Origin of the sequence: Luteimonas changyuni (assembly GCF_039548395.1) — a bacterium.
In the GTDB taxonomy this organism is placed as follows: domain Bacteria; phylum Pseudomonadota; class Gammaproteobacteria; order Xanthomonadales; family Xanthomonadaceae; genus Luteimonas.
Genome location: NZ_JBCLUZ010000021.1, coordinates 49,846 through 76,143 on the forward strand (window position 1 = coordinate 49,846; position 26,298 = coordinate 76,143).

20 protein-coding genes are annotated in these 26,298 nt (G+C 71.1%); 7 read left to right on the forward strand and 13 right to left on the reverse strand.

From position 1 onward, the window contains the following. Nucleotides 1-98 precede the first annotated feature (98 nt). Nucleotides 99-1,481, reverse strand: coding sequence for a metalloprotease PmbA (gene pmbA / locus WCD84_RS09295; protein WP_449280092.1), 1,383 nt, complete (start codon nucleotides 1,479-1,481; stop codon nucleotides 99-101). A 50-nt stretch (nucleotides 1,482-1,531) separates the two neighbouring features. Between pmbA and yjgA the strand changes: the two genes are divergently transcribed. Beyond that, nucleotides 1,532-2,098, forward strand: a complete 567-nt coding sequence (gene yjgA / locus WCD84_RS09300) for a ribosome biogenesis factor YjgA (RefSeq protein ID WP_343281171.1) — start codon at nucleotides 1,532-1,534, stop codon at nucleotides 2,096-2,098. Nucleotides 2,099-2,303: 205 nt separating this feature from the next. Here yjgA and tldD read toward each other — a convergent pair whose 3' ends face one another. The 4 genes from tldD to WCD84_RS09320 form a co-directional block, all read right to left on the reverse strand. After that, entirely contained in the window at nucleotides 2,304-3,746 is a 1,443-nt protein-coding gene (tldD, locus tag WCD84_RS09305) for a metalloprotease TldD (RefSeq protein WP_343281172.1), read from the reverse strand. A 63-nt stretch (nucleotides 3,747-3,809) separates the two neighbouring features. Then, nucleotides 3,810-7,775 (reverse strand): YhdP family protein, encoded by a 3,966-nt coding sequence (locus WCD84_RS09310; RefSeq protein ID WP_343281173.1) that lies wholly within the window; start codon nucleotides 7,773-7,775, stop codon nucleotides 3,810-3,812. A 27-nt stretch (nucleotides 7,776-7,802) separates the two neighbouring features. Then, entirely contained in the window at nucleotides 7,803-9,302 is a 1,500-nt protein-coding gene (rng, locus tag WCD84_RS09315) for a ribonuclease G (RefSeq protein ID WP_343281174.1), read from the reverse strand. Continuing rightward, nucleotides 9,299-9,892, reverse strand: coding sequence for a Maf family protein (locus WCD84_RS09320; RefSeq protein ID WP_343281175.1), 594 nt, complete (start codon nucleotides 9,890-9,892; stop codon nucleotides 9,299-9,301). The genes rng and WCD84_RS09320 overlap by 4 nt, the downstream gene beginning before the upstream one ends. Nucleotides 9,893-10,014: 122 nt before the next feature. On the opposite strand from WCD84_RS09320, the gene WCD84_RS09325 reads away from it, so the two are divergent. Both WCD84_RS09325 and WCD84_RS09330 read left to right on the forward strand, forming a co-directional pair. Continuing rightward, entirely contained in the window at nucleotides 10,015-10,755 is a 741-nt protein-coding gene (locus WCD84_RS09325; RefSeq protein ID WP_343281176.1) for an SIMPL domain-containing protein, read from the forward strand. Between the two features lie 74 nt (nucleotides 10,756-10,829). Then, the gene (locus tag WCD84_RS09330) at nucleotides 10,830-11,540 is read left to right on the forward strand and encodes an energy transducer TonB (protein WP_343279205.1); all 711 of its coding nucleotides are present in this window, start codon (nucleotides 10,830-10,832) and stop codon (nucleotides 11,538-11,540) included. 14 nt (nucleotides 11,541-11,554) lie between these two features. Here WCD84_RS09330 and rlmH read toward each other — a convergent pair whose 3' ends face one another. From rlmH to WCD84_RS09365, 7 genes are read right to left on the reverse strand one after another with little or no spacing between them, the layout of a single operon-like run. Next, a complete protein-coding gene (rlmH, locus tag WCD84_RS09335) occupies nucleotides 11,555-12,025 on the reverse strand; it encodes a 23S rRNA (pseudouridine(1915)-N(3))-methyltransferase RlmH (RefSeq protein ID WP_343281177.1) in 471 nt (156 codons plus the stop codon). Between the two features lie 8 nt (nucleotides 12,026-12,033). Then, nucleotides 12,034-12,471, reverse strand: a complete 438-nt coding sequence (rsfS, locus tag WCD84_RS09340) for a ribosome silencing factor (protein WP_343255292.1) — start codon at nucleotides 12,469-12,471, stop codon at nucleotides 12,034-12,036. A gap of 29 nt (nucleotides 12,472-12,500) precedes the next feature. Beyond that, entirely contained in the window at nucleotides 12,501-13,178 is a 678-nt protein-coding gene (gene nadD / locus WCD84_RS09345; protein WP_343281178.1) for a nicotinate-nucleotide adenylyltransferase, read from the reverse strand. After that, complete coding sequence (gene holA / locus WCD84_RS09350; RefSeq protein WP_343281179.1) at nucleotides 13,175-14,212, reverse strand: DNA polymerase III subunit delta; 1,038 nt, start codon at nucleotides 14,210-14,212, stop codon at nucleotides 13,175-13,177. The genes nadD and holA overlap by 4 nt, the downstream gene beginning before the upstream one ends. Nucleotides 14,213-14,229: 17 nt before the next feature. Next, a complete protein-coding gene (locus tag WCD84_RS09355) occupies nucleotides 14,230-14,787 on the reverse strand; it encodes an LPS-assembly lipoprotein LptE (RefSeq protein WP_343255295.1) in 558 nt (185 codons plus the stop codon). 50 nt (nucleotides 14,788-14,837) lie between these two features. Then, complete coding sequence (gene leuS, locus WCD84_RS09360; RefSeq protein ID WP_343281180.1) at nucleotides 14,838-17,597, reverse strand: leucine--tRNA ligase; 2,760 nt, start codon at nucleotides 17,595-17,597, stop codon at nucleotides 14,838-14,840. 32 nt (nucleotides 17,598-17,629) lie between these two features. Beyond that, the gene (locus WCD84_RS09365; RefSeq protein WP_343281181.1) at nucleotides 17,630-18,280 is read right to left on the reverse strand and encodes a DUF998 domain-containing protein; all 651 of its coding nucleotides are present in this window, start codon (nucleotides 18,278-18,280) and stop codon (nucleotides 17,630-17,632) included. A 100-nt stretch (nucleotides 18,281-18,380) separates the two neighbouring features. Between WCD84_RS09365 and trxA the strand changes: the two genes are divergently transcribed. From trxA to WCD84_RS09380, 3 genes are all read left to right on the forward strand, one after another. After that, nucleotides 18,381-19,259, forward strand: coding sequence for a thioredoxin (gene trxA, locus WCD84_RS09370; RefSeq protein ID WP_343281182.1), 879 nt, complete (start codon nucleotides 18,381-18,383; stop codon nucleotides 19,257-19,259). A 2-nt stretch (nucleotides 19,260-19,261) separates the two neighbouring features. Further along, on the forward strand, nucleotides 19,262-19,732 hold the full coding sequence (locus WCD84_RS09375) for a DUF4442 domain-containing protein (protein ID WP_343281183.1): 471 nt from the start codon (nucleotides 19,262-19,264) through the stop codon (nucleotides 19,730-19,732). A gap of 75 nt (nucleotides 19,733-19,807) precedes the next feature. Beyond that, the gene (locus tag WCD84_RS09380) at nucleotides 19,808-21,859 is read left to right on the forward strand and encodes a bifunctional serine/threonine-protein kinase/formylglycine-generating enzyme family protein (RefSeq protein WP_343281184.1); all 2,052 of its coding nucleotides are present in this window, start codon (nucleotides 19,808-19,810) and stop codon (nucleotides 21,857-21,859) included. Between the two features lie 5 nt (nucleotides 21,860-21,864). Here WCD84_RS09380 and WCD84_RS09385 read toward each other — a convergent pair whose 3' ends face one another. After that, a complete protein-coding gene (locus tag WCD84_RS09385) occupies nucleotides 21,865-23,250 on the reverse strand; it encodes a DEAD/DEAH box helicase (protein WP_343281185.1) in 1,386 nt (461 codons plus the stop codon). Between the two features lie 411 nt (nucleotides 23,251-23,661). On the opposite strand from WCD84_RS09385, the gene WCD84_RS09390 reads away from it, so the two are divergent. Beyond that, nucleotides 23,662-25,740, forward strand: coding sequence for a M13 family metallopeptidase (locus WCD84_RS09390; RefSeq protein WP_343281190.1), 2,079 nt, complete (start codon nucleotides 23,662-23,664; stop codon nucleotides 25,738-25,740). Nucleotides 25,741-26,298 lie beyond the last annotated feature (558 nt).

The window sequence follows — 26,298 nt, forward strand, 5'->3', positions numbered from 1 at the left end:
TCCGGCCGGAAACGGTCCGGCGCAATGCAATGATGGGGCCGCGGCAGCCGCAGGCAACCCAACTGATGGGCCAGGCCCCGACGCGCCGGCGAGTGGGCTCAGTCGCTGCCGGCGACCGTCATCCCACCGACCAGGATCGAGCCGGTGCGGATGTGCGAGCGTGGATCGACGTCGCTGCCCACCGCTTCGATCGCCATGAACATGTCGCGCAGGTTGCCGGCCACGGTGATGCCGTCGACCGGGCGCACGATGGCGCCGTCCTCCACCAGGAAGCCGGATGCCCCGCGCGAATAGTCACCGGTGATCGTGTTCACGCCCTGCCCCATCAGGCTGGTGACCACCAGCCCGCGGCCCATGCCGCGTACCAGGTCATCGAAGCCGCCGGCGTTCGCCGCGACGTCCAGGTTGTGCACGCCGCCGGCATTGGCGGTGGTCTCCAGGCCGAGCCGGCGCGCCGAGTAGCTGCCGAGCACGTAGCGCTGCAGCACGCCGCTGTCGACAAGGGCCGATTCGCGCGTCGCCACGCCTTCGGCGTCGAATGCGGCCGAGCGCAAGCCGCGCGGCAGGAAGGGGCGCTCGTGGATCGCGAACCAGTCCGGGAACAGCCGCGTTCCGGCGGCATCGACCAGGAAGCTGGCACCTCGGTACAGCGCGCCGCCCGACACCGCGCCCAGCAGGTGGCCTAACAGCGAGCGGGCGACTTCCGCAGAGAAGAGGACCGGATAGCGGCCGGTGGCGAGCGGCGCCGGATCCAGGCGTGCGAGCGTGCGCTGCGCCGCGGCACGGCCGATGGCGGCGGCGGGCTCAAGGTCGTCCGCGGCCAGGGCATAGCTGTACCAGCCGTCGCGCTGCATGCCCTCACCCCGGCCTGCGATCAGGGCGCATGACACGCTGTGATGGCTGCCGCGCTCGGCACCGACGAAGCCGTGCGAGTTCGCATACACGCTGAGCGAGGTGCCGCTGCCCACGCCGGCACCATCCGAGTTGCTGATCCGGGCATCGGCGTCGCGACCGGCCTGCTCGGCGGCCAGCGCGAGAGAGACCGCGCCCTGCGCATCGATGTCCCAGGGATGCCAGGCATCGAAGTCGCGCATATCGCGCGCCATCAGCGCAGCGTCCGCCAGCCCGGCGGCGGCATCGTCTTCGGTGTGGCGCGCGATCGCGCAGGCCTGTTCGACGGTGGCCGCCAGGCTTTCCTCGCGCAGGTCGGCGGTGCTGGCGCTGCCCTTGCGCTTGCCGAAATAGACGGTGACCGCGACGCCGCGGTCGCGGGTGGACTCCACCGACTCCACCTCGCCCATGCGTACGTTGACGTTGAGGCCGCGGTCCTCGCTGGAAGAGACTTCGGCCTGGGTCGCGCCGGCGGCGCGGCAACGGTCGAGCAGCTGCCCCGCGATGCCCTCCAGGCGCGCCAGCCGCTCGCGGCTGTCGTCGTGCACGGGGCTGGAGTCGCGGCTGGCGTCGGTGATCGGGGTGGTCAATGCCTTATCCTTGTGGTTCTTGAAGTGGTTCAACGGGCGGCTGGAACGACATGCGCGGCAAGGACGAAGACAGCGGCGAATTCCTCGGCCCAAGCCGCAGCGCGCAGCGCCGCGGGGCGCTGGACGTGCTGGAACTGGCCAAGCAGCTGGTCGAACTCGACCCGGGCAAGCTGGCCAAGCTGCCGCTGGACGACCACCTGCTGCCGCATATCGCCCAGGCACGGCGCATCAGCTCGCGCATCGCGCGCAAGCGCGAGGTCGCGTTCCTGGCCAAGCAGCTGCGCCGCGAAGACGACGAGGCGCTGGACGCCCTGAACGATGCGCTCGGCGTCGGCGGCGAGGCGGCGCGCCTGGACACCGCCCGCCTGCACCGCGCCGAGGAGTGGCGCGAACGCCTGCTTGGCGAAGAAGGCGATGCGGCGCTGGCGGCGCTCATCGACGAATTCCCCGGCGCCGACAGCCAGCGCCTGCGGCAGCTGGTGCGCAACGCGCTGGCCGAGCGCAAGGCGAACAAGCCACCGCGCGCCTTTCGCGAGCTGTACCGCGAGGTGCGCGCGCTGCTGGACGCGGAACCCACCGCCGACAGCGACGACACGACGCCGCACGAGCAGCTGTAAGAACGGCTGAAGCGGCTCCGACTGGTGCTGGTGTGACTGAAGCAACTGCGAAAGCGGCTGGCGCCGCGACTGTGGGAGCGGCTATAGCCGCGATCGCCCTCCCGCTCCGCCCGGATCGCAGCTATAGCTGCTCCCACAGGAAGCATCGGCATAGCCGAATGCTCACCCGCAACCAAGCGCTTCAACGGCGTCGACACGGCCGGCATCAGGCGCGGGTACCGCCAACCGTGATTCCGTCGACCAGCAACGAGGGCTGGCCGACGCCGACCGGAACGCTCTGGCCGTCCTTGCCGCAGATGCCGACGCCGTCATCGAGCGCCATGTCATGCCCGACCATGCGCACCTTCTGCATGGTCTCCGGCCCGTTGCCGATCAGCGTTGCCCCCTTCACCGGGGCGGTGACCTTGCCGTCCTCGATCAGATAGGCCTCGGTGGCCGAGAACACATACTTGCCGCTGGTGATGTCGACCTGGCCGCCGCCGAAATTGACCGCGTACAGGCCCTTCTTCACCGAGCGGATCATGTCGGCCGGGTCGTCCTGCCCCGCCAGCATGTAGGTATTGGTCATGCGCGGCATCACCAGGTGCGCGAACGATTCGCGGCGACCGTTGCCGGTCGGCGCCACGCCCATCAGCCGCGCGTTGAGCGTGTCCTGCATATAGCCCACGAGCACGCCGTCCTCGATCAGGGTGGTGCACTGCGTGGGCGTGCCCTCGTCGTCGACGTTGAGCGAGCCGCGGCGCTTGTCGAGCGTGCCGTCGTCGACGATGGTCACGCCCGGCGCCGCCACGCGCTGACCCATGCGTCCGGCGTAGGTGCTGGTGCCCTTGCGGTTGAAGTCGCCCTCCAGGCCGTGGCCGACCGCTTCGTGCAGCAGCACGCCGGGCCAGCCGCTGCCCAGCACCACCGGCATCACGCCGGCGGGCGCGTCGATGGCCTCCAGGTTCACCAGAGCCTGGCGCAGCGCTTCGCGCGCGAACTTTTCAGGCTGGCCGTCGCCCAGCAGCTCGGCGTACGAATAGCGCCCGCCGTAGCCGGCGTAGCCGCTCTCGCGGCGGCCACCCTGCTCCACGATCACCTGCACGTTGAGCCGCACCAGCGGCCGCACGTCGCCGGCCATCACGCCGTCCGAGCGCGCCACGAAAATGGTGTCGACGCCACCCGACAGGCTCACCATCACCTGCTTCACCCGCGGGTCGGCGGCACGCAGCAGGCGATCCACGCGGCGCAGGGCCTCGACCTTGGCGTCATTGGCCATGCCATCGACCGGATCCTCGGGGGCGTAAAGCGCGCGCGCGCCGGCCGGAACCAGCGCCTGCACGCGCCGTTCGGCGCCGCTGTGGGCAATCGCCCGCGCCGAACCCGCCGCCGACAGCAGCGACTCGGCGTTGATGTCGTCGGCATAGGCGAAGCCGGTCTTCTCGCCGCTGATAGCGCGCACGCCCACGCCCTGTTCGATCGAATGCGCGCCGTCCTTGACGATGCCATCCTCGACCGTCCAGCTCTCGCGCCGCGCGTGCTGGAAATAGATGTCGCCGAAATCGATGCCCGGGCCCAGCAGGGTCCCGAAGGCGCGGTCGAGGCCGCCGCCGTCGAGGCCCGCAGGCAGCAGCAGGCGTGATTCGGCGATCGCAAGGGCTTGGGTCATGGTCGGGTCCGGCTCGGGGTCACGGGAAGTCATCACATAGACGTGCGGGCGCAGGCCCGCGGATCAAGGCCGCGGATCATCGGCCGGCGCGGGCGCAGGCTCCGACCCCGGCGCCGCATCCGGATCGGGCTCCGGCGCATCCTCCACCGGGGCCGGCATCTCCCGGCCCTCGACCACGACCTTCGGATCCTTCCATGGCCCGGTGACGTGGTACCGGCGCGCGCCCATGCGGCCCAGCGGCTTCTCCAGCACCACGTTGGCCACGGCACCCACCGCCGCGCCGACCGGGCCGGCGGTGAGCGCGCCCACCGCGGTGAGCAGGCTCCCGGTGCGCGGGAAGACGTCGATCACCTGGTCGTAGGTCTGCGCACGCAGGTCGGCGCTGCCGCCGATGCGGATCTCGGCGGCAGGTCCATCGATCACCAGCTCGTCGCCGCGCGCCATGCCGCCGGTGAACTCGACGCCGCCGCCGATGCGGTTGAAGGCGAAGCCGCGCGAAAAGAAGTCGCGGAAATCAAGCATCAGCCGCCGCGGCAGCTCGGCAACGCTGAGCAGGCCCAGGACCCGGCCGGCACCGGGCTCGACCTCGACCAGGCGTCCATCCTTGATCGTGAGCGCAAGCCGGCCTTCGAGCCCGCCGAGCCTGAAGCCGGCGGGCGAGCCCGGCCAGGAGCCCTCGAAGTGCGCCGTGCCGGTGCCGCCGTCCATGCGCCCGGCCATGCCGAAGCCGTCCAGCAGGGCACCGAAGTCGCCGCTGTCCACGGCCACCTGCATCCGCGTGCGTGCCTGCGCGCCGCGTCCGGCCCAGGCGCCTTCGATATCGATCGATTGTTCCGGTGCACGCAGCTGCAGCGACTCGACCTGCAGGCCGGCGGCGGTCGGACGCGTGCGCAGGTCCACCCGTCCCAGCGATGCCTTGGCAACCCGCAGCTCATCGATCACGAGAGACAGCGGCGGGATCGCAGCGGGGTCGATGTCGGCATCGGCAGCGGCATCGCGGCCATCGGGACCGCCTGGGGCCGTCGCCTCCGGAGCTTCGGCAGTGACGCCGGCACCGACGCCACCGGCGTCGGCCTCATCGGCACTGCGCGCGCTGCGCCAGTACAGGCGCTGCAGGTGGCCCGACAGCGTCGCGCCCTTGTCCTGCGGAATGCGCAAGCTGCCCGCCAGGGCCTCGCCATCAAACCGGACCGTGGTGGCCCCGCGCTCCTGCCGCGCCACCACGCGGGTCTGCGGGAAGCTCGCGCCCAGCAGCTGCAGCTTCCCGACGACCAGGTCGATCCCGCGCAGCGCAAGACCATCGGCGCCGTCCTGTCCGTCGCCGCTGAACATCCCGGCCCATTCCATCGCATCGAGCACCGGCGTGCGGCCTTCGATCCGGATGCCCGAATCCGGCGGCGCCGCGTCGACGCGATCGCGGCCGAGCACCGCAAGTACTCCCGTGCGTCCGGCCCGGCTGCGCGCGCGCAGCGCGACACGGTCGCCCAGCACCACGTCGATATCGTCCTCGCCCATCGGCAGGGTCAGGTCGATGCGCGCGGCCAGCGGCTCCGGGGCCGGTTTGCCCAGCGGCTGCGGCAGCGTCAGCCGCGTTCCCACCAGGTCCGAACGCAGCTGCAGCCGGCCGCCGGCGCCATCGCTGCCGGCATCCTCGGGCAGCCCGAGGGCCAGCGTCCACGATGAGCGCCCGTCCATGCGCGCGCCCAGCCACGCCAGCTCCGGCGCGCGCGCGGCGAGCTCCGACGATGCCAGGCTGGCTTCAAGCTCGGCCTCGAAGGCCATGTCGCGGTTGCGTACGTGGGGCCGGCCCGCACGCAGGGACAGGCGGCCCGGCTGGCCCTCGCGACGCACCCTGAGCCTGTCGGCAGCGAAACCCGACTGGTCGTAGCGGGCCTCGCCGTGGACATCGTCAAAGGCCAGCTGCCACCGCGTTTCGCCGAGCTTCGCGCCTGCCAGTGCCACCCGGCCGGACACCTGCAACCCGCCATCGCCGCCATCGCTGCGACCCAGCGGAAGCACCATGGCGTAGGTGGCCCGCAGCGGCCCCGAGGCGTCCAGCGCATCCAGCAGCTCCTCGCGCCCGTCGCGGAGCGGGCTGGCACGGAGCAGGGTCAGGACGGGGGCCGCGTCGGACGCGAATTCCGTCGACAGCCGCAGCGGCGCGTGCCCGAAATCGGCAATGGCGGCGCGCAGCGATTCCATGGGCACGCCGCCCAGCCGCGCGCTGCCTTCGAGGGTGAAGCCGTTGGCGATGAAGTCCACGCGTCCCTCGAGCGCCTCGGCAGCCGGCCAGTCGGGATCGAAGCGGACCACGGCGTCCTCGAGCCTGGCCGAGGCGTGGAACAGCCCGCGCCCGGCCACCCCATCCGCGGCGTCGAACGGCCAGTCATCGAGGTCGCCCGACACCACTGCGCGACCATCAAGCACCCGGCCATCGACCAGGGCGGAGTCCAGCCAGTCCACCGCCGCCCGGGGCATGATGTGGCGGATCCAGAAGCGCTTGGCCACCGGCACGCGTGCGGCGTCGAGCTCGGCGGCCAGGTCGATGCGCGGCCGGGTTCCATCGCCTGCGAACGCCAGGCCGCCGCGGACGTCGGCGCCATAGCCCTCGCCATCGATCCGCAGCGCGGGCGCGTGCACCTGCCAGCCGGCGCCGGCGGCCCAGGCCGCCACCTCGCCGCGCAGCCGGATCGCATGCGGCGGCGGACCAAAGCCCATCGGCCAGTCGACGCGCACCGTCGCCTGCGGGTCGGGAGTGAAGACCAGGCCGGCGGCATCGCCGCGAAGGCCGCCTGCCAGGCCGGACACGCCGGGTGCGCCGCCGCGCGGCAGGAACCCGAAGTCTTCGATGCGCGCGCTTGCGCGCAGGGCACCTCCAGCCTCACCGGCCACATCCACCGCATGCAGGATGCCTGCCGGCCGCGCCTCGCGAAGCCAGTCCACCAGAGGAGACGGCACCGACGGCAACAGTGGTGCCAACGACAGCAATGCCCCGGCATCGAGGCGCTCGGCGACCAGCGCACGGCGCGCACCGCCGGCCAGCAGCAGCCCGTCGAGGGCCTGCTCGCCGCCGCCCTCGCCCAGGCGCAAGCGCGGCGCATCTAGCCGCCAGCCGCGGTCCAGCGCGGTCCAGCGCGCGTCGATGTCGAGCGGTCCGATGTCCACCTCGCGCGCCCGGCCACCGGTGTCGGCACCGCCTCCACCTTCCAGGCGCACGCCCTCGAGCGCGGCGCGCAGCGTCAACGATTCCACCCGATAGCCGCGCAGGCGCGCCCAGGCCTGGATCCGGCCGGCGCCCGACAGCGGACCAATGCCACCGATGCGCAGCGCCGACCACGCCGCGAGGTCCGCGCGGCGCAGCGCCATCCAGGCGCGCGCATCGCCGCTGTCGCGATCAAGCTCGGCGGTGATGTCCAGCGGCGAGACCCCCGGGCGCATCCAGGCCCGCGCCGCAGCGCGCACGCGGTTGCCGTCCACGCGCAGGCGCAGGTCGACCTCGCCCAGGCGCGATGCAATCCCCAGGCCCGGCGCCGACACCTCGAGCACGCCGTCCACCACCTGCAGCTCGCCCAGGCCTTCCAGGGCGGCAAACGGATCGCCGTCGGACTGTTCCTCGCCCGGCAGTCCACGCACCTGCCAGCGGCCGTCGTCGCTGCGCTCCAGCCGGAGCTCCAGCCCGCGCAGGCGCAGCTCGGTGAACGAACGCCCCGGCAGCAGGCCGGCGTACTGCGCCACCAGCACCTCGGCCTCGCCGACCGGGATCGCGTCGGGACCTTCGCCGATGCGCAGTCCGTCCAGGCGCAGCAGCGGGCCGCGCCGCGTCCACGCCGTCTCCAGGCCATCGAACGACACCGGCCGCCCGGCACGCTTGCCCAGCCACTCGGCGATCCGGTCCGGATGGCGCTCGGCCAGCGGCAGCAGCTGGCTGGTGAGGCCGGCGCCCAGCGCCATCAGCACCAGGCCGACGGCGAACACATACCAGGCGCCGCGCCGCGCACGACGCAGGCCGCGGCGGAGCCGGCCGGGCATCAGCGGCCTGCGCGCCGTGCGCGGGGCTCAGAGCAGCACGACATCGAACTGCTCCTGCATGTACTGCTCGTCGGCCTGGAAGCGGATGCTCTTGCCGAGGAACTCCTCGAGTTCGGCCACCGCAGCGGATTCCTCTTCGGTGATCCGCGCCACCACCTTGGGCGAAGCGATCACCAGCAGGCGCTCGGCGTCGAACTGGCGCACCGCGCGCACGATCTCCCGGAACACTTCGTAGGTGACCGTTTCCGAGGTCTTGAGCATCCCGCGGCCGCCGCACTCGTGGCAGGTTTCGCTGAGCTGGCGCTGCAGGCTCTCGACCGTGCGCTTGCGCGTCATCTCCACCAGGCCCAGCGGCGAAAAGTCGTAGACCGTGGTCCTGGCGTGGTCCGGCGCCAGCGACTTCTCCAGCGTGCGCAGCACCTGGCGGCGATGCTCGGGATCGGTCATGTCGATGAAGTCGATGATGATGATGCCGCCGAGGTTGCGCAGCCTGAGCTGGCGCGCCACCGCCTGCGCGGCCTCCAGATTGGTGCGGTAGACCGTTTCCTCCAGGTTGCGCTGGCCCAGGAACGACCCGGTATTGACGTCGACCGTGGTCATCGCCTCGGTCTGGTCGATCACCAGGTAGCCGCCGGACTTCAGCGGCACCTCCTTTTCCAGCGCGCGGCCGATCTCGTCCTCGACGCCGTAGAGATCGAACACCGGGCGCGCGCCGCTGTAGTGCTCGATCTTCTCGGCCAGCCCCGGCATGTACTGCGCGGCGAAGGCCTTGAGCCGGTCGCAGGTCTCGCGCGAATCCACCTTCACCTTTTCCACGCCGCGGCGCATCAGGTCGCGCACCGCGCGCATCGGCAGGGTCAGGTCCTCGTACACGCAGGCGCCCACGCGGGCCCCGGCCACGCCGCCCTCGACCAGCGCCCAGGCGCGCGCCAGGTAGGCGATGTCCTCGGCCAGCGCCTCGGCCGGCTGGCCTTCCGCGTTCGTGCGCACGATGTAGCCGTGGCCGTTGGCGAGCGCGCGCTCACCCACCAGTGACTTCAGGCGCGCGCGTTCGGCTTCATCCTCGATCCGCGCCGAGACGCCGATCACCCTCGACTGCGGCAGCAGCACCAGGTAGCGCGACGGGATGCTGATCTGGGTGGTCAGGCGCGCGCCCTTGCCGCCGATCGGATCTTTCACCACCTGCACCACGACCTCCTGGCCGTCGCGCAGCAGCTCGCTGATCGGCGGCGTGGCCTGCGGCGCCGGCTGCGCGGGACCGGGGCCGGGCTCTTCCACGGCGAGGCCCTCGGCGCGGCCGGGTCGCAGCACGTCGTTGGCATGCAGGAAGGCCGCGCGCTCGAGGCCGACGTCGACGAACGCCGCCTGCATGCCCGGCATCACCCGCTGCACGCGACCCTTGTAGATGTTGCCTACGACCCCGCGGCTCCAGCCGCGCTCGATGTGCAGCTCCTGGAGCATGCCGTTCTCGACCACCGCGACGCGGGTCTCGCGCGGGGTCACGTTGACCAGGATCTCCTCGCTCATGCGCCGCCCCCGCGCGGGGTGCGCGCATGGATGCCGAATTCGCGCAGCAGCGCGGCGGTCTCGTGCAGGGGCAGGCCCATCACCCCGGAATAGCTGCCTGCCAGGCGGCTGACGAAGCGTTCGGCGCCGCCCTGGATGGCATAGGCGCCGGCGCGACCCATGGGCTCGCCGCTGGCGACGTAGTCGGCGATGTCATCGTCCGACAGCGGCGCGAAGGCGACCTCGCTGGCCACCATCACCCGCGCTTCGCGCCCGGCGGACACCACCGACACGGCGGTCAGCACCCGGTGCGTGCGGCCCGACAGGCGGCGCAGCATGGCCTCGGCCGCGGCTGCATCGGCGGGCTTGCCGAACACCTCGTCCTCAAGCACCACCTCGGTATCCGAACCCAGCACCACCGCGCCAGGCACGGCGACCACGCGCAGCAGCCCAGCGCCGGCCTTGTCGCGGGCGACGCGGGCGACATAGCCTTCCGCCGATTCGCCGGGCGCACGCTGCTCCGGCACGTCGACGTCGAGCACGCCGAAGTCGAGTCCCAGGCGCGCCAGCAGTTCGCGCCGGCGCGGTGATTTGGAGGCAAGGTGGAGCATGGCGGAAGGATACCGTGCCGGGGCCGCGGCCAGCCGGCGCGCCGCGGCTGCAACCCCGTTCCGGCTCACGACCCGTTCACTCCCCCGTCCCGACCCTGTTTCCACCGCTTCCGGAGATCCACATGAGCCCGACCATCCTGCGTACGGCAGCCGCCGCCACCCTCGCCATCAGCCTGGTCCTTGGAAGCCTCGCCATGACCGCATCCGCGCAAACCACGTACCCGGGCGCCGGCAGCGACGGCACCCTGCTCTCGGTTTCGGCCCGCGGCGAATCCAGCCGCGCGCCCGACATCGCCACGGCCTCGGCCGGCGTGGTCACCCAGGCCGCCGACGCCAATACCGCGATGCGCGAGAACGCCGCGCAGATGTCGCGGGTGATGGCCGCGATCCGCGCCGCGGGCGTGGCCGAGAAGGACATCCAGACCTCCGGCATCAACATCCACCCCAGCTACCGGCACGTGGAAAACGAAGAGCCGCGGATCTCCGGATACAACGCCAGCAACACCGTGAACCTGACCGTGCGTGACATCGCGAAGCTGGGCGAAGTGCTTGACGCCCTGGTGGCCAGCGGCGCCAACAACGTCAACGGCCCCAGCTTCGGCATCGACCGGCCCGAGGTGGTCTACGACGAGGCGCGGCGCAAGGCGCTCGAGCAGGCCCGCGCCCGCGCCGACATGTACGCCAAGGCGCTGGACCTGCGCGTGCGCCGCATCGTGAGCATCAGCGAAGGCGGCAGCATCCCGCAGCCGCGGCCGATGTACGCCATGCGCGCGATGGCCATGGACTCCGAGTCGACCCCGGTGGCGCCGGGCGAGAACACCCTGGAGGCCAATCTGGAGATCGTGTTCGAACTGGGGCGCTGACAACCCCGCGGCCGCCGGCCGCGCGTTGGCCCCCGTGCAGCCGGCAGCGTGCCGGTACAACGAGGAGGTGGTCCATGGTCCTGCAGCCCGAAGTCCGCAGTCCGTCGTCCGTCCCGCATGCGCGCCTTGAGCCGCATGCCGCCAGCCGGCCCGATCCGGTGCGCATCGCCGGGGTGTCCGGCGCGCTGCTGTTCAACGGTGCGCTGTTGCTGTTGATGCTGGTTCCGCTGTCCCGGCCCACGTCCGAACCCGCGGCACCGCGCGGCCTGGAGGCCGAGTGGTTCGAGGCCAGGCCGGTGCCGCCGCCCCCACCGCCCGAGATCGTGCCGGTGGAGCGTCCGGTCACTCCGCCGGCGCCGACCGCTCCCGCGCAGCGCGTGGTCGCGCGCGACCCGGCCCCGGTCGCGCCGCCGCTGGTCGAGGGCGGCATCATCGCCGCCGATCCGGCCCCGCCGCTCGAGTACGGCAGTGCCGACATCGCACCGCCGGCGTCCGGCCCCCTGACCGGCATGCGCCTGGCCTATGCCGAGGCCAGCGCACCGCCCTACCCGCGCGAGGCGCTGCGCGCGGGGCTGCAGGGAACGGTGATGCTGCAGGTCCTGGTCGACGTCGATGGCCGGCCGCTGCAGGTCCAGGTGCAGGAGGGCAGCGGCCACCGCCAGCTGGACGAGGCCGCGCGCCGCCACGTGCTGCGGCATTGGCGCTTCCAGCCGGCGATGCGCGACGGCCGCGCGGTACAGGCGATCGGGCTGGTCCCGATCGACTTCAGGCTCGACCGCGGCTGAGCAGCGACCCGGGCCTAGGCCCGGTGGTAGGGATGGTTGGCGAGCAGCGCCGCCGCGCGGTACAGCTGCTCGGCCAGCACCAGCCGCACCAGCATGTGCGGCAGGGTGAGCGGCCCCAGCGACCAGGATTCGTCGGCGCGGGCCAGCACGTCGTCGGCGTGGCCTTCGGGCCCGCCGACCAGGAACGCGAGGTCGCGCCCCTGCCCGCGCCAGTGTTCGAGTCGTGTCGAAAGCGCCTCCGAATCCCAGGCGCGGCCGCGGCCGTCCAGCGCGACCACGTGCACGTCGCGCGGGAGCGCCGCCAACACGCGCTGGCCTTCATCATGGGTGGCGCGCACGGCGTCACGGCCCTTGCCGCGCAGGCCGGGCGTGATTTCCACGAGTTCAAGCGGCAGCCAGTGCGACAGCCGCTTGCGGTATTCGGCGAAGCCTTCCGCAACCCAGCCCGGCGGGCGTTCGCCCACGGCGACCAGGCGGGCCTTCACCCGGAACCTCAGCCGGCGTCGCGGGCCGGACCGCGGATGTCGCCGAAGCCGTCATCGTCGGCACCCGGCGGCTCGTCGCCAACCGTCCACAGGCGCTCCAGGGCATAGAACTCGCGCACCCGCGGCAGCATGATGTGCGCCACGACGTCGCCGAGGTCGACCAGCACCCATTCGGCCTCGCGCTCGCCCTCCACGCCCAGCGGCTGGCAGCCCAGTCGCTTGGCGAACTTCACCACTTCATCGGCGATCGATTTCACATGGCGGGTCGACGTGCCGGAGGCGACCACCATGTAATCGCACACGCTGGTCTTGCCGCGCACGTCGATCTCGGTGACATCCACTGCCTTCAGTTCGGCAACGGCCTCCAGGACCGTGGACAGCAGGACATCCACGGACGGCGGCGGGTTGGGCAGGCTGGTCTTGATGACTTGCGCTTGGCTGGACAAGGACGGTGGCTCGTTGGCGGGGGCGTGGATTATAGCGAAGGAGGCGTCGCCGCCCCGTATCCATACAGTCGGCGTTCGCGGATGAACCCGGCCACCGCCGGCGGCAGCATCGGCTCCCAGTCCCCGTCACCGGCAACCAGCCGCCGCACCTCGGTAGAAGACTCGGGGCGCAGGCGGGGCAGCTCCAGCGTCGCGAAGCCACCCGCCGGCGATCGCGCCAGCGCCGCGGCCGGCCTGCGCCGGAAGCCCAGTTGGCGCTCGACCGCGGGCGCGCGCGCCGCGATCTCGTCTTCGCCCAAGGGCGAGCCGGGGCGCGCGACCGCCAGCACGTGGCCGTGGGCGAAGATTTCACGCCAGCGGTGCCAGGCGTCGAGCTGCAGCAGGGAGTCGCCGCCCACCAACCAGGCGATCGGGCGATGCGGCCCCTGCTCCGCCCGCAGCAGGCGCAGGGTATCGACGGTGTAGGAGGGCCCCTGGCGCTCCAGTTCGCGCGCATCCACGCGCAGTGCGGGTTCACCGGCGATGGCCAGTTCAAGCATCCGCACGCGCTCGGCGGCCGAGGCGTGGGTCGCGTCCTTGTGCGGCGGATCCGCGGCCGGCACCAGGGCGACCTCGGCCCCGAGGGCGTCGCGCACCGCCACGGCCACTGCGATATGGCCGAGATGAACCGGGTCGAAGCTGCCGCCGTAGCAGGCCAGCAGCCTCATGCCGCCAGCAGCGGGACCGCGCGCGGATCGGCGACTGCAAGCAGCAGCCGTTCCAGCATCAGCCACTCGTCGCCGGCGCCGCGGCCCTTGGCGACCCGGTCCACTTCGCCCGCCACGGCGACGAAGCGCTCCCAGCGCGCGGCCGGGTGGCGGTCGAGGGCGCGGCGATAAGCCGCCTCCTTGGCGTCCCAGATCCGCTGCGCCTTGAATTCCGAAGCCAGGTTGCCGCCGCGCGCCTTGACCCGCGCCAGCGCCGCGGCGCGCTGCAGCTCCATGACTACCATGCCCATCAGCGCCGGCACCGCCGCGCCCTCGGCGCGCAGTCCGGCAAGCATGCGTACCGCTTGCGCGCCCTCGCCGTTGAGCGCGGAATCGACCAGGCGGAACACGTCGTAGCGCGCGGCATCGGCCACCAGCGCCTGCATCCGCGCTGCGTCCAGGGTTTCATCTCCGGCAATCAGGACCAGCTTGTCGATTTCCTGCGCGGCCGCGAGCAGGTTGCCTTCCACGCGTTCGAGCAGCAGCTGCACCGCTCCACGGTCGGCGCGCACGCCCTGGCGGCGCAGGCGCGCTTCAAGCCAGCCCTGCAGTTCGTGCGGCTTCACCGGCCAGGCCACCGCGATTGCGCCAGCCGCCGCGACCGCTTCGCTCCACTTGCCGCCGTGCTTGCGGCTCCATTCCCCGCCGGTGACGAGCATGCAGGTATCCGGCGGGGGATCCGCGCAATAGCCGGCAATCACCTCGCCGCCGCGCTTGCCCGGCTTCGTGGTCGGCAGGCGGACCTCGATCAGGCGCCGGGTCGCGAACAGGCTGGGCGCGCGCAGACTGGCCTCAAGGCTGTCCCAGTCGATGTCGCGTCCGTCGACTTCGAACACTTCGCGCTCGGCGTAGCCCTGGACCCGCGCCTCGGCGCGGATCGCATCGGCGCATTCGAGCACGCGCAAGGGCTCGGCGCCGGCGACCAGGTACACCGGTGCCAACGGGCCGCGGGAAAGGCCGCCGGCCAGCTGTTCGGGGCTCAGTTCGCGCGCCATGGCCCGACCGCGGCCGCTCAGCCGCCGGCCGGGGGGACCGGCGCTGGCATCGGCACCTGGTCCTGTTCCTGGTCTGCGCGGTTCACCGCATCGATCCGGCGCAGCACGGCGGCCGCCATTTCGCGCTGCATCTCACGCGACAGCATCTCGCGCTCGCTTTCAGAACCGGTCGAATTTTCCGGCAGCGACACGTAGTCCCGCGAGAGTTCGATCACCTGCTCCGGCACCAGTTCCTCGCCGTCGCCATCCAGCAGGCTGAACACCGCCGCATAGCGCAGGGTGAATTCCTGGGCGCGGCCGAACTGGTCGACGCTGATCGCCTGCGACTCCCAGCGCTCGGAATGGATCCGGAGCCGTGCAACGCCCTCGCCCGCGCGCTCGGGAACATCGAACCCGGCGCGCTCGAGCGTGCGCGTGAGCGCCTGCAGCAGGGGGCTGTAAGGGTCACGGGCGGTCACCTGGACGCCGGCAAGATCCGGCGGCAGCTGCAGCGGTTCGCGAAGGTGGAAACCGCAGGCGGTCACCAGCAGCGCGACCAGCATCGGAAGGGCGAAGCGAAGGGGTCGACGGGCCATGCCGGGAGTCTGGACGACACCGGGATGGGCGACAAGACGCGCGACGGCCTTCACGCGGCCACCACGTTCACGATCTTGCCCGGCACCACGATCACCTTGCGCACCGAGAGGCCCTCGAGCACCTTCACCACGCCCGGCTCGGCCAGTGCGCGGGCCTCGATGGCATCGCGCGTGGCGTCGGCGGCGACCTCGATCGTGCCGCGCAGCTTGCCGTTGACCTGCACCGCCAGCGTCATCGCGTCGCGCGCCAGGGCCTCCGGGTCGACGACCGGGAACGGGACATCGTCAAGCACCTGCTCGGCATGGCCCAGCAGCTGCCACAGCGCGTGGCAGGTGTGCGGCGTCACCGGGTTCAGCATCAGCACCATCGCTTCAAGCACCTCATGGCGAACAGCGCGGCCGGCCTCGCTGGCGTCGTTGAACTTCACCAGGTGGTTCAGCAGTTCCATCAGCGCCGCGATGGCGGTGTTGAAGCTGTGGCGGCGGCCGTAGTCGTCGCCCACCTTCTGGATGGTCTCGTGCAGGTGGCGACGGAGGGTTTTCTGTTCCGGGCTGAGGTCGCCGGCGGACAGGGGTAGAGGCGTCGCGGCCGCGAGCGTTGCCGCATGATCCTGGGCCAGGCGCCAGACGCGGCGCAGGAAGCGCGACATGCCTTCGACGCCGGCCTCGTTCCACTCCAGCGACAGCGTCGGCGGCGAGGCGAACATCGAAAACAGGCGCACGGTGTCGGCGCCGTACTTGTCGACCATCGACTGCGGGTCGACGCCGTTGTTCTTCGACTTCGACATCTTCTCGATGCCGCCCACCCGCACCGGCTGGCCGTCGGCCGCAAGATGTGCGCCGGTGATGCGACCGCGCTCGTCGCGCTCGACGTCGACATCGGCAGGGTTGAACCACTCCCTGGCGCCGTTGGCATCCTCGCGGTAGTAGGTATCGGCCACCACCATGCCCTGGGTGAGCAGGTTCACCGCCGGCTCGTCGCTGTCCACCAGGCCCTGGTCGCGCAGCAGCTTGTGGTAGAAGCGGAAGTAGAGCAGATGCAGGATCGCGTGCTCGACGCCGCCGATGTACTGGTCGACCGGCGTCCAGTACTTCGCGCGCGCGTCGACCATGTCGGCCGCGCCCGGCGAGGTGTAGCGGGCGTAGTACCAGCTCGACTCCATGAAGGTGTCGAAGGTGTCGGTCTCGCGCTCGGCCTTGCCGCCGCACTCGGGGCACGTCGTTTTGCGCCACTCGGGATCGGCCTTGATCGGCGACTGCACGGTGCCCGAGGCGAAGGCGTCCTCGACGTCTTCCGGCAGGATCACCGGCAGCTGGTCGTCGGGCACGGGCACCGCGCCGCAGGCGTCGCAGTACACCACCGGGATCGGGCAGCCCCAGTAGCGCTGGCGGCTCACGCCCCAGTCGCGCAGGCGGAAATTGATCCGGCGACGGCCGTTGCCGTCGGCGTCGAGACGCGCCGCCAGCGCATCGAAGGCGGCGTCGAAATCCATGCCGCTGTATTCGCCCGAAGCAACCAGGATGCCGCGATCGGTGTACGCGCCCTCGCTGCGGATCGATTCGAAATAGCCACGCACAACGGCCACCGCGGCGGAGGTGTCGTAGGCATCCACCGAACCGCCGGCCAGCGCCGCCTGGAAGGGATCGGCGTCATGCGCCACGTCGCTGCCGACTTCGCGCAGCGCGTCGGCCACGCCCGGCGGCACGATCACCGGCCGCACCGGTAGGCCGTGGACCTTGGCGAACTCCCAGTCGCGCTGGTCGTGCGCGGGCACCGCCATGACCGCGCCGGTGCCGTAGCCCATCAGCACGAAGTTGGCGACGTAGACCGGCAGGTCCTCGCCGGTGAGCGGATGGATCGCCCACTGGCCGGTCGCCATGCCGCGCTTGTCCTGGGTCTCGACCTCGGCCTCGGAGACGCCGCCCTTGCGCAGTTCGGCGATGAATGCCGCGAGCTCCGCGTTCCCCTCGGCCGCCTTCAGCGCCAGCGGGTGTTCGGCCGCGATGCTTATGAAGGTCACGCCCATCAGCGTGTCCGGGCGCGTGGTGTAGACGGTCAGCGGCTCGTCTTCGCCATCGACCGCGAACTGGATTTCAAGGCCCTCGCTGCGGCCGATCCAGTTGCGCTGCATGGTCCTGACCGAATCCGGCCAGCCGTCGAGCGTGTCCAGGCCGTCCAGCAGCTCCTGGGCGTAGTCGGTGATGCGCAGGAACCACTGCGGGATCTCGCGCTTCTCGACCAGCGCGCCGGAGCGCCAGCCGCGGCCGTCGATCACCTGCTCGTTGGCAAGCACGGTCTGGTCGACCGGGTCCCAGTTCACCACCGCGTTGCGGCGATACGCCATCCCCTTCTTCATCAGTCGGGTGAACATGCGCTGTTCGTGGACGTAGTAGTCCGGGCTGCAGGTGGCGAACTCGCGCGACCAGTCGATCGCGTAGCCCAGCATCTTCAGCTGCCCGCGCATGTGGTCGATGTTGGCGTAGGTCCACTTCGCCGGCGCGGTGCGGTTCTTGATCGCGGCGTTTTCCGCCGGCAGGCCGAAGGCGTCCCAACCCATCGGCTGCAGCACGTTGAAGCCGCTCATGCGCTTGTGGCGGCTGATGACGTCGCTGATGGTGTAGTTGCGCACGTGCCCCATGTGCAGGGCACCGGACGGGTACGGCAGCATCGCCAGGCAGAAATACTTCGGCCGGCCCGGGTCCTCGGTCGCTTCGAACGCGCGCGTGCGCTCCCAGAAACCCTGGGCGGCGCGTTCGACGTCAGCGGGACGATAGGAGATCGGGTCGGTCGCAGCGGGGGTTTCGGACACGTCTGAGCGCCAGTAAAACAGGGCCGCCAAGCCTACCGCAGTGGGCGATGCCGCCGCCATGCGCCGCCGGATCCGCCAAGGCCGACGCAGGCGATCCAGGCGAACCAGCAGGCGAACGCCGCGCGCTGCGCCAGCGCCGCCGGCACCAGGTCGGCGGCAAGCCACGCCAGGCTGAAAACGAATACGCCCGCGGCGAGATGGCCGACCGCCGCAAGCCCTCGCTGCAGCCGCAGCGCCGCCATGGACAGCGCCGTTGCCGCCGCCGCGAACGCGATGCCCCACAGCCCCCACGCCACGCCGTGCAAGCGGCCCCGGCCGGCATCGGGCGCGGAGGCATCAAGCGGCAACAGCCCCTGCGCCGCGAACGCCAGCGCCGCCAGCAGCGCCATCGTCCAGCCCAGGCGCGCGGCCAGCGGTGCCGAGGGCGGCAGCCCGCGGCGACGATGGAGGGCGACGAACGCGGCCAGCAGACCTGGCAGCACGAATCCAAGCAGGTTGAACGCGGTCGCGCGCGGAACGCCGGCAGCGCCCAGCAGTGCCACCGGATAGTGCAGTTGCCCGTAGCCGGCGAGCGCGGAACCGAAGCCCGCGAGCGCCAGCGCGAAGCAGACACCGGCGGCAAAGCCGGCCGCACATCGCGCCCTGGCCCCTCGGGCCGGGGATGTTTTCACTGCTTCGATCATGCGCACCCGGGCTCCTGGCAAGGCCCGGCATCCTCGCCCCCGGGCTTGCAATCGGCAAGCGCTGGCACAATCTCCGGTCCATCGCATACCGGATCGCGCAATGTCCCCCCAACACGCCAAGCCACACGTCCTTGATGTCACCACCGACAACTTCGAAGCCGAAGTCCTCGATCGTTCGCTGCAGACACCGGTCCTGATCGACTTCTGGGCGGAATGGTGCGGGCCGTGCAAGACCGTCGGCCCGGTGCTGGAAAAACTCGCCGGCGACTACAACGGTGCCTTCCTGCTGGCCAAGGTCGACGTCGAGGCCGAGCAGCAGCTTGCCGGCGCATTCCAGATCCGCTCGATCCCGACCATCATCCTGGTCAAGGACGGGCAGCCGGTCGACGGCTTCCCCGGCGCGATGCCCGAAGGCGAGCTGCGCGAGTTCCTCGCCCGCCACGGCATCGTGCCCGCGGACGCTCCGGCGGATGCCGCGGCCGATGCGGGACCCGTCGCGCCCGTCGACCCGCAGGCGGAGGTCCAGCGCCTGCGTCGCGAAATCGAGGCCGCGCCGGACAATGACGGCCTCAAGCTCGACCTCGCCGTCGCCCTGCTTGCCACCGGTGCCACCGCCGAGGCCGGCCCCCTGCTCGACGCGCTGCCGGCCAACCTCGCCACCGACGACCGTGCCCTGCGCGCGCGCGCCGCGCTGGGCTTCGCCGCCCTGCTGCGCGACGCGCCCCAGGCCGCCGTGCTCGAAGCCGCGCTCGCCGCCGACCCCGGCGACCTGCGCGCCCGCCACCTCCTCGGTGCCCATCACATGGTCGCCGGCCGGCACGAAGCCGCGCTGAAGGAATTCATGGAGATGCTGCGCCATGACCGCGGCTTCGACGACGGCCTGCCGCGCAAGGCCCTGATCGAAGCCTTCCGGGTGATCGACGACGCCGCACTGGTCTCGCGCTACCGCCGGCAGATGTCGGCACTGCTGCTGTCCTGAGCGTGCGCGCCGCGACTTTGCGCCGGGGCATGAACGCGTGGCCGCCGTTCCTGTTCGCCGGCATCCGCATCACGGCGATCAGCGACGACTTCCGCCACGCGCACGTGGAACTGCGCCAGCGCTGGTACAACCGCAACTACGTCGGCACCCATTTCGGCGGCAGCCTGTTCGCGATGACCGATCCGTTCTGGATGCTGCTGACCATGCGCTCGCTGGGGCGTGACTATTACGTCTGGGACCAGGCCGCGGAGATCCGCTTCCTCAAGCCGGGCCGCGGCACGGTGCACGCAAGCTTCGATCTCGGCGATGACGTGCTCGACACGATGCGCGCCGCCACCGCCGGTGGCGCCAAGCACCTGCACTGGTTCGACACCGAAGTGCGTGACGCGGCCGGAGATGTCGTCGCCGCGGTGCGCAAGCAGGTTTATGTCCGCCGCAAGCCGGATCGCCAGCCCTCCGACTCAGGCCCGTGACCGGCGTCGCAACGGCGTTCATCCCATCCCGGCGCGGGGGCGTTATCCTCGTCCACGCCTGAGGGGGGCCGGGACATGCATGACATGACACGCAGCGCCGACACGACGTTGCCGGACATTCCCGGCTACCGGATCAACCGGGTAGTCGGCGCCGGCGGCATGTCGACGATCTACCTGGGCGAGCAGCTTTCGCTCAACCGCGAGGTGGCGATCAAGGTGATGCTGCCCGAAGCGCTCGGCGATGAAGTCAGCCGCCGCCGCTTCGAGAACGAAGCGCGCACCATCGCCCGCCTCGACCATCCCAACATCGTCGGCATCCACGACGTCGGCCGCACCCGCGACGGGCTGCCCTACTACTCCATGCCCTACCTGGCGCGCGGCCACCTCGGCCAGCGCGACCTGCGCGGCGACGAAGCCACCGCCCGGGAGATCCTGCGCAGCCTGCTGTCGGCGCTGCAGTACGCGCACTCGCGCGGCATCGTGCACCGCGACGTCAAGGCCGAGAACGTGCTTTTCGATGACACCGGCCGGCCCCTGCTGGCCGACTTCGGCATCGCCCTGCGGCGCGGCTACGGCTCGCGCGTGACCACGGTCGGGCTGGCGGTGGGCAGCACCGCCTACATGCCGCCCGAGCAGGCACGCGGCGAAGGCGTGGATGCCCGCGCCGACCTCTACAGCGTCGGCGTGCTGGCCTGGGAAATGCTGGTCGGCGCCCTGCCCTACAACGCCGCCGACGCGCTGTCGATGGCGGTGATGCACGTGCAGGACCCGATCCCGCGCCTGCCGCGGGGACTGCGTCACTGGCAGCCGTTCATCGACCGCGCCCTGGCCAAGTCGGCGGGACACCGGTTCACCGACGCCGCGCAGATGCTCGCCGCCCTGGATCGCGTTCCGGCCGTGGAGCGACGCGGTGCAGGCAACCTGCTTCGCGATCTCGGGGCCCGGCTCGGCGCCCTGCCCGCCCGCGCATGGGCGGCTGCCGGCCTGCTGGCCGTGGGCAGCCTCGGCGCCGGCCTGTACTTCGAGCAGCAAAGCGACTCCCCCGGCTTCTATCGCGCGATCGCCACCGGCGATGCCGCCGCCAGCGCCAATGCGGCGCCGTCCAGCCGACCGGCACCGCTGCTGGGCGATCCCGGCGATGCACTGCTGCGCGCCGCACCCGCGTCCGAAGCCGAGCGCTTCCTGGCCCTTGCCGAGCGCCAGCTGCGCGCCGGCAAGCTGACCTCACCCGCCGGCGACAATGCCTACACCAGCCTGCTTGATGCCTGGCAGGCCGACCCCGACCACCTTCGCCTGGCGCCGGCGATCGACGCCATGATCACCACCCTGGGCGACAAGGCCGGCCGCGACTTCGCATCAGGCCGGACCGACTCGGCCCGCACCGGCATCATGCAGGCAAGCCAGCTGGCGTCGCGGACTTCGCGCGCGGACGGTGTGGCCTTGCGCAAGGCCAAACAGGGCATGGACAAGGTGGTCGCTGCGCGGGTGGCGCAGGCCGCGGCCGATTTCGACCGCGCCGCGGGCCTCGACGCGGTCGAAGCCGCGCGCCGCATGGGCCTGGAGGCCCCGGCACTCGCTGCGCTGGAGAAGCGCGCACGCGCCATCCCGATCCCGGGCGAGCGCCTGGGCGGGCCCGGTATCGACATGGTCCTGGTGCAGCAGGGTGGCATCCGCCTGGGCGCGATGCGCCGCCTGGTCAGCCGCGACGAGTACGCGACCTTCGCCGACGCAACCGGTCGAGAGCCCGCGCGCTGTCGCGAGCGGGCCTCGCTTCTGCGCATGCTTGCGCCGCGCAACTGGCGCTCGCCCGGGTTCGACCAGCGTGAAGCCGACCCCGTGGTCTGCGTGTCCTGGGACGACGCCAGCGCCTATGCGGCGTGGCGGGGCAAGCGCGATGGCCTGGCGTATCGCCTGGCCACCGCATCGGAATGGAGCCGCCTGCCGGCACCCGGTGGCGACCGCCGCATCTCGGAATGGAACATCGACTGCAGCGGCAGCTGCGCGCAGCGCGTGGCCAGCGGTGCCGGCTGGCGCAACGAAGGCGCCGCCGGCCCCGAGGCCCACGAAGCCGAACGCGGCTTCGACGACCTCGGCTTCCGCCTGGTCCGCGACCTCGGCGGCGGTTAGCGCGCTCAGGCGCTGGAACCGCTCCTGCTGCCGCCGTGGCCACGCCCGCCGCGTCCGCGGCTGCCAGGCGCCTTCGGGCCGGCATGGGCATGCGCCGCCGCCGGCTGCGCCTTGCCATGGCCTCCCTGGCGGTGGCCGGGCTTGCCCGGAGCGCGCGCCGGACGCTGGCCGCCGGGACGCGGCGCGCCCTGGCGCTGGCCGCGGCCACCCTGCGGCGGCATCGGCGCATCCAGCCTGATCGGTCGGCTCGGCTCATAGCCGGCCACCACGTCCATCTGGATCTCGGCCTTGAGCATCTTCTGGATCTGGTTCAGCAGGCCACCTTCTTCAGGCGACACCAGCGACAGCGCCTCGCCGGCCACGCCGGCACGGCCGGTGCGGCCAATGCGGTGCACGTAGTCCTCGGCCACCATCGGCAGGTCGTGGTTGATCACCAGCGGCAGGTTGGGGATGTCCAGGCCGCGCGCGGCGACGTCGGTCGCGACCAGGATCCGGGCACGCCCGGCCTTGAACGCGTCCAGCGCCTTCTGCCGCTGGGCCTGGCTCTTGTTGCCGTGGATCGCGACGGCGGGCAGGCCGGCGGTCTCGAGCTGCTCGGCCAGGCGGTTGCAGCCGTGCTTGGTCTTGCCGAACACCAGCACCCGATCGGTGTGGCGGGCGGCGAGGATGTCGATCAGCAGGTCGCGCTTGCGTCCGGAATCGACCGGGTGCGCGCGATGCACGATGGTGTCGGCGATGCTGGTGCGGCTCGCCACTTCGACCTGCCTGGGCGACTGCATGTAATCCAGCGCAAGCGCCTTGATGCGCGGCTCGAAGGTGGCCGAGAACAGCAGCGTCTGCCGCTGCTTGGGCACGCGGCCGATGATCCGCTTGATCGACGGCAGGAAGCCCATGTCGAGCATGCGGTCGGCTTCGTCAAGCACCAGTACCTCGACCGCGTCGAGCTTGGCGTGGCCATTCTCCATATGGTCGAGCAGGCGCCCCGGGCAGGCGACGAGGATATCGACGCCGCGGCGCAGGTTGTCGATCTGCGGCTGCATGCCGGCGCCACCGAAGATGGTGGTGACGTTCAGGCGCATGTGGCGGCCGTACTCCTTGATGCTTTCGGCAACCTGGACCGCGAGCTCGCGGGTCGGCACCAGGATCAGCGCGCGCGGCTTGCGCGGCCCCTTGGGCGGGGTTTCCTTCGCCAGCCGCTGCAGCATCGGCAGGCCGAACGCGGCGGTCTTGCCGGTGCCGGTCTGGGCGGCGCCAAGCACGTCGTGCCCGGCCAGTACCAGCGGGATCGCCTGCTCCTGGATCGGGGTGGGAATGGTGTAGCCGCTCGTATCGAGCGCGCGCAGCAGCGCGGACGAGAGCCCGAGGGTCTCGAAGGTCCGGGTGTCGGACATGGATTTGAACTCCTGGTTCGCAGCTTGCCCGGCGCTTTCCGTGAACCGCGCGGCGGACAATGGTTTTGACGGCCGCCGGAGATGTCCGGAGCCGTGTCTGCGCGACGAGAGACGTGCGGGAGTTAAAGGGCCGGGCCGCATGGAGCGACCGCGGCTGGGCAATGACCGGATAACGGACTGCCGTGCGCCAACCCGCTCATCATACGGCAGAAAGATGAATGTGGGAGGACCGTGATCGATGGCGACAGCCACTGCCGCAAAAGCCCGCCATGACCTTCTGCACCCCCGACAAGGGCAGTGCAGGCGTAAATTCAGTGGCCGGCCCGCCCGCGTGGCCGTTCCATTCCATCACCCATGCCCACCAGGGCGGAGTTCGCCGTGAGCCATTTTTCCAAGTCCGTACCCAAGTTCCTGCTGCTGTCGCTGGCCGTTGCCACCGCGGTGGCCGGTTGCCAGCGTGACGCCGCGACCGAAACCGCGGCCGTGGACGCTCCGCCCGCAGCCGCCGCGGCGTTCACCCTCGACGAATCCACGCTTCCCGGCGTCAACAGCTTCAAGGCGAGCGACTTCGACGCCAACGGCAACGCCTGCACCGACTTCGGCGCGTACGTCAACGGAACCTGGCTCGCGGCCAACCCGGTCCCCGGCGACCAGACCTCCTGGGGCGCGTTCGAGATGCTTGCCGAGCGTTCGCAGGCGATCCAGCGCCAGCTGGCCGACCAGGCCGCGGCGGTCGAGGGCGCGACCGGCGTCAACAAGATCGTCGGCGACATCTGGTCGACCGGCCTCGACGCCGGGGCGATCAACGCACAGGGCATTGCGCCGCTGGAATCCGAGCTGGCGGCCATCGCCGCGCTGGACGCCCCGGCGGCGATCGCCGACTACCTGCGCAGCAGCGCGGCCAAGGGCCAGTTCACCGTGTTCGGCTTCGGCCCCGAGGCCGACTTCATGGATTCGTCCATGAACATCGCCTACGCGTTCCCGGGCGGCCTGGGACTGCCCGACAAGACCTACTACTTCGACGCCGACAAGAAGGACAAGCTCGAGGCCTACCAGGCGCACGTCGCCAAGATGCTCGAACTGTCGGGCGTACCGGCCGCCGACGCGGCCACCCAGGCCGCCGACGTGGTCGGGTTCGAGACCCGCCTGGCCAAGGTCTCGAAGTCGAGCGAGGAAATGTCGCGCGACGTCGGCCTGTTCTACAACCCGGTCAGCCCGGCGGACGCCGACGCGCTGGCACCGGACTTCGCCTGGACCACGTTCTTCGAATCCCAGGGCCTGGAGATCCCGGAGAAGTTCTCGCTCGCGATCCCGGAGTTCCATTCCGAGGTCAGCAGCATGATCGCCGACGTCGCGCCCGCGACCTGGCAGTCCTACCTGCGCTTCCACACCGTCGACAGCGCCTCGCCCTACCTTGCCGACGCCTTCGCCGAAGAGCACTTCAACTTCCATTCCGCCACCATGCGCGGGCAGAAGGAAATGAAGGAGCGCGGCAAGCGCGTGCTCGACACGATCGGCAGGCAGACCGGCGAGGCCCTGGGCCAGATGTACGTCGATGTCGCGTTCTCGCCGGAAGCCAAGGAACGGATGGAGACCCTGGTCGCCAACCTGAGCGAAGCGCTGAAGCTGCGCATCGAGAACCTCGACTGGATGTCCGACGACACCAAGGCCAAGGCCATGGAAAAGTGGGCCAGCTTCACGCCCAAGATCGGCTATCCGGACAAGTGGCGCGACTGGTCGGGCCTGGAGACCTCGCGCGACAGCTACATCGGCAACGTGCTGGCCGCCAACGAGTTCAACTACAAGTGGATGCTGGGCAAGATCGGCAAGCCGGTCGACAAGACCGAGTGGGCGATGCCGCCGCAGATGGTCAACGCCTACTACAACCCGCTGGCCAACGAGATCGTGTTCCCGGCCGCGATCCTGCAGCCGCCGTTCTTCGACGCCGAGGCCGACGATCCGCTCAACTACGGCGGCATCGGCGCGGTGATCGGGCACGAGATGACCCACGGCTACGACGACCAGGGCAGCCGCTTCGACGCCAGCGGCAAGTTCCAGAACTGGTGGACCGAGGCCGATGCCGCGGGCTTCCTGGGACGTACCGACAAGCTGATCGCCCAGTTCAACGGCTACGAGGCCGCGCCCGGCCTGCACGTCAACGGCAAGCTGACGCTCGGCGAGAACATCGCCGACCTCGGCGGCCTGGCCACGGCCTACGACGCGATGAAGAAGGCCACCGCCGGCAGCGAGGATCCGATGATCGAGGGCCTGTCGCGCGACCAGCGCTTCTTCGCCAACTGGGCCACGGTGTGGCGCCGCAACTTCACCGACGAGGAGCTGAAGGTGCGCATCGCCACCGATCCGCATGCCCCGGCGAACTTCCGCGCGATCGGCGCGCCCTCGAACCTGCCGGCCTTCGCCGCGGCGTTTCAGTGCACCCCCGGCAGCGCCATGGTCCGCGAAGGCGAGTCCCAGGTCGTGATCTGGTAAACGCGGCACACGCACTGCCAAAAAGGCCCGGCCCATGCCGGGCCTTTTTCGTGGTTCGTCTCACGCTGAGGGAGAGGCGTACGGCCGGCCCGGCGGGTTGACTGGTTCTTGTCGGGCCCTGCAGTGCTGACGTGGCAGTTGTTCCGGGAGCTGCTTCGTTTTAGTCCGCGTTGCCCGTCCCATGCATTTCTCGTTTGTGGGGCGCGCTGACCGTCCCGTGCATTTCTCCGTTGTGGTCCGCGCTGCCCGTCCCGTGCATTTCTCCGTTGTAGCCCGCGCTGCCCGTCCCGCGCACAGGGGGTGTGCGGCGCCGGCCGTCTCCGCGTCCTGCTCCCAGTGGCTGGGCGCCGGCCATCCATGGCCGGCTCTCCGCACACCCCCTGTGCGCGGGACGGGCCGTGGCGTTTTCCTGCTTCGGGTCGAAGATCAAGAGCGGGCGCGCTCGCGAGCGTAGGGGTCGCCCTGGCGTGGCTGTGCCGCTTGATCCGGTGACGTCGCCGGGTTTCGACGTCAGGGCCGCTGCCTTCCTCCCCCGATCGCGAAGAAGCTCCGGGCCCG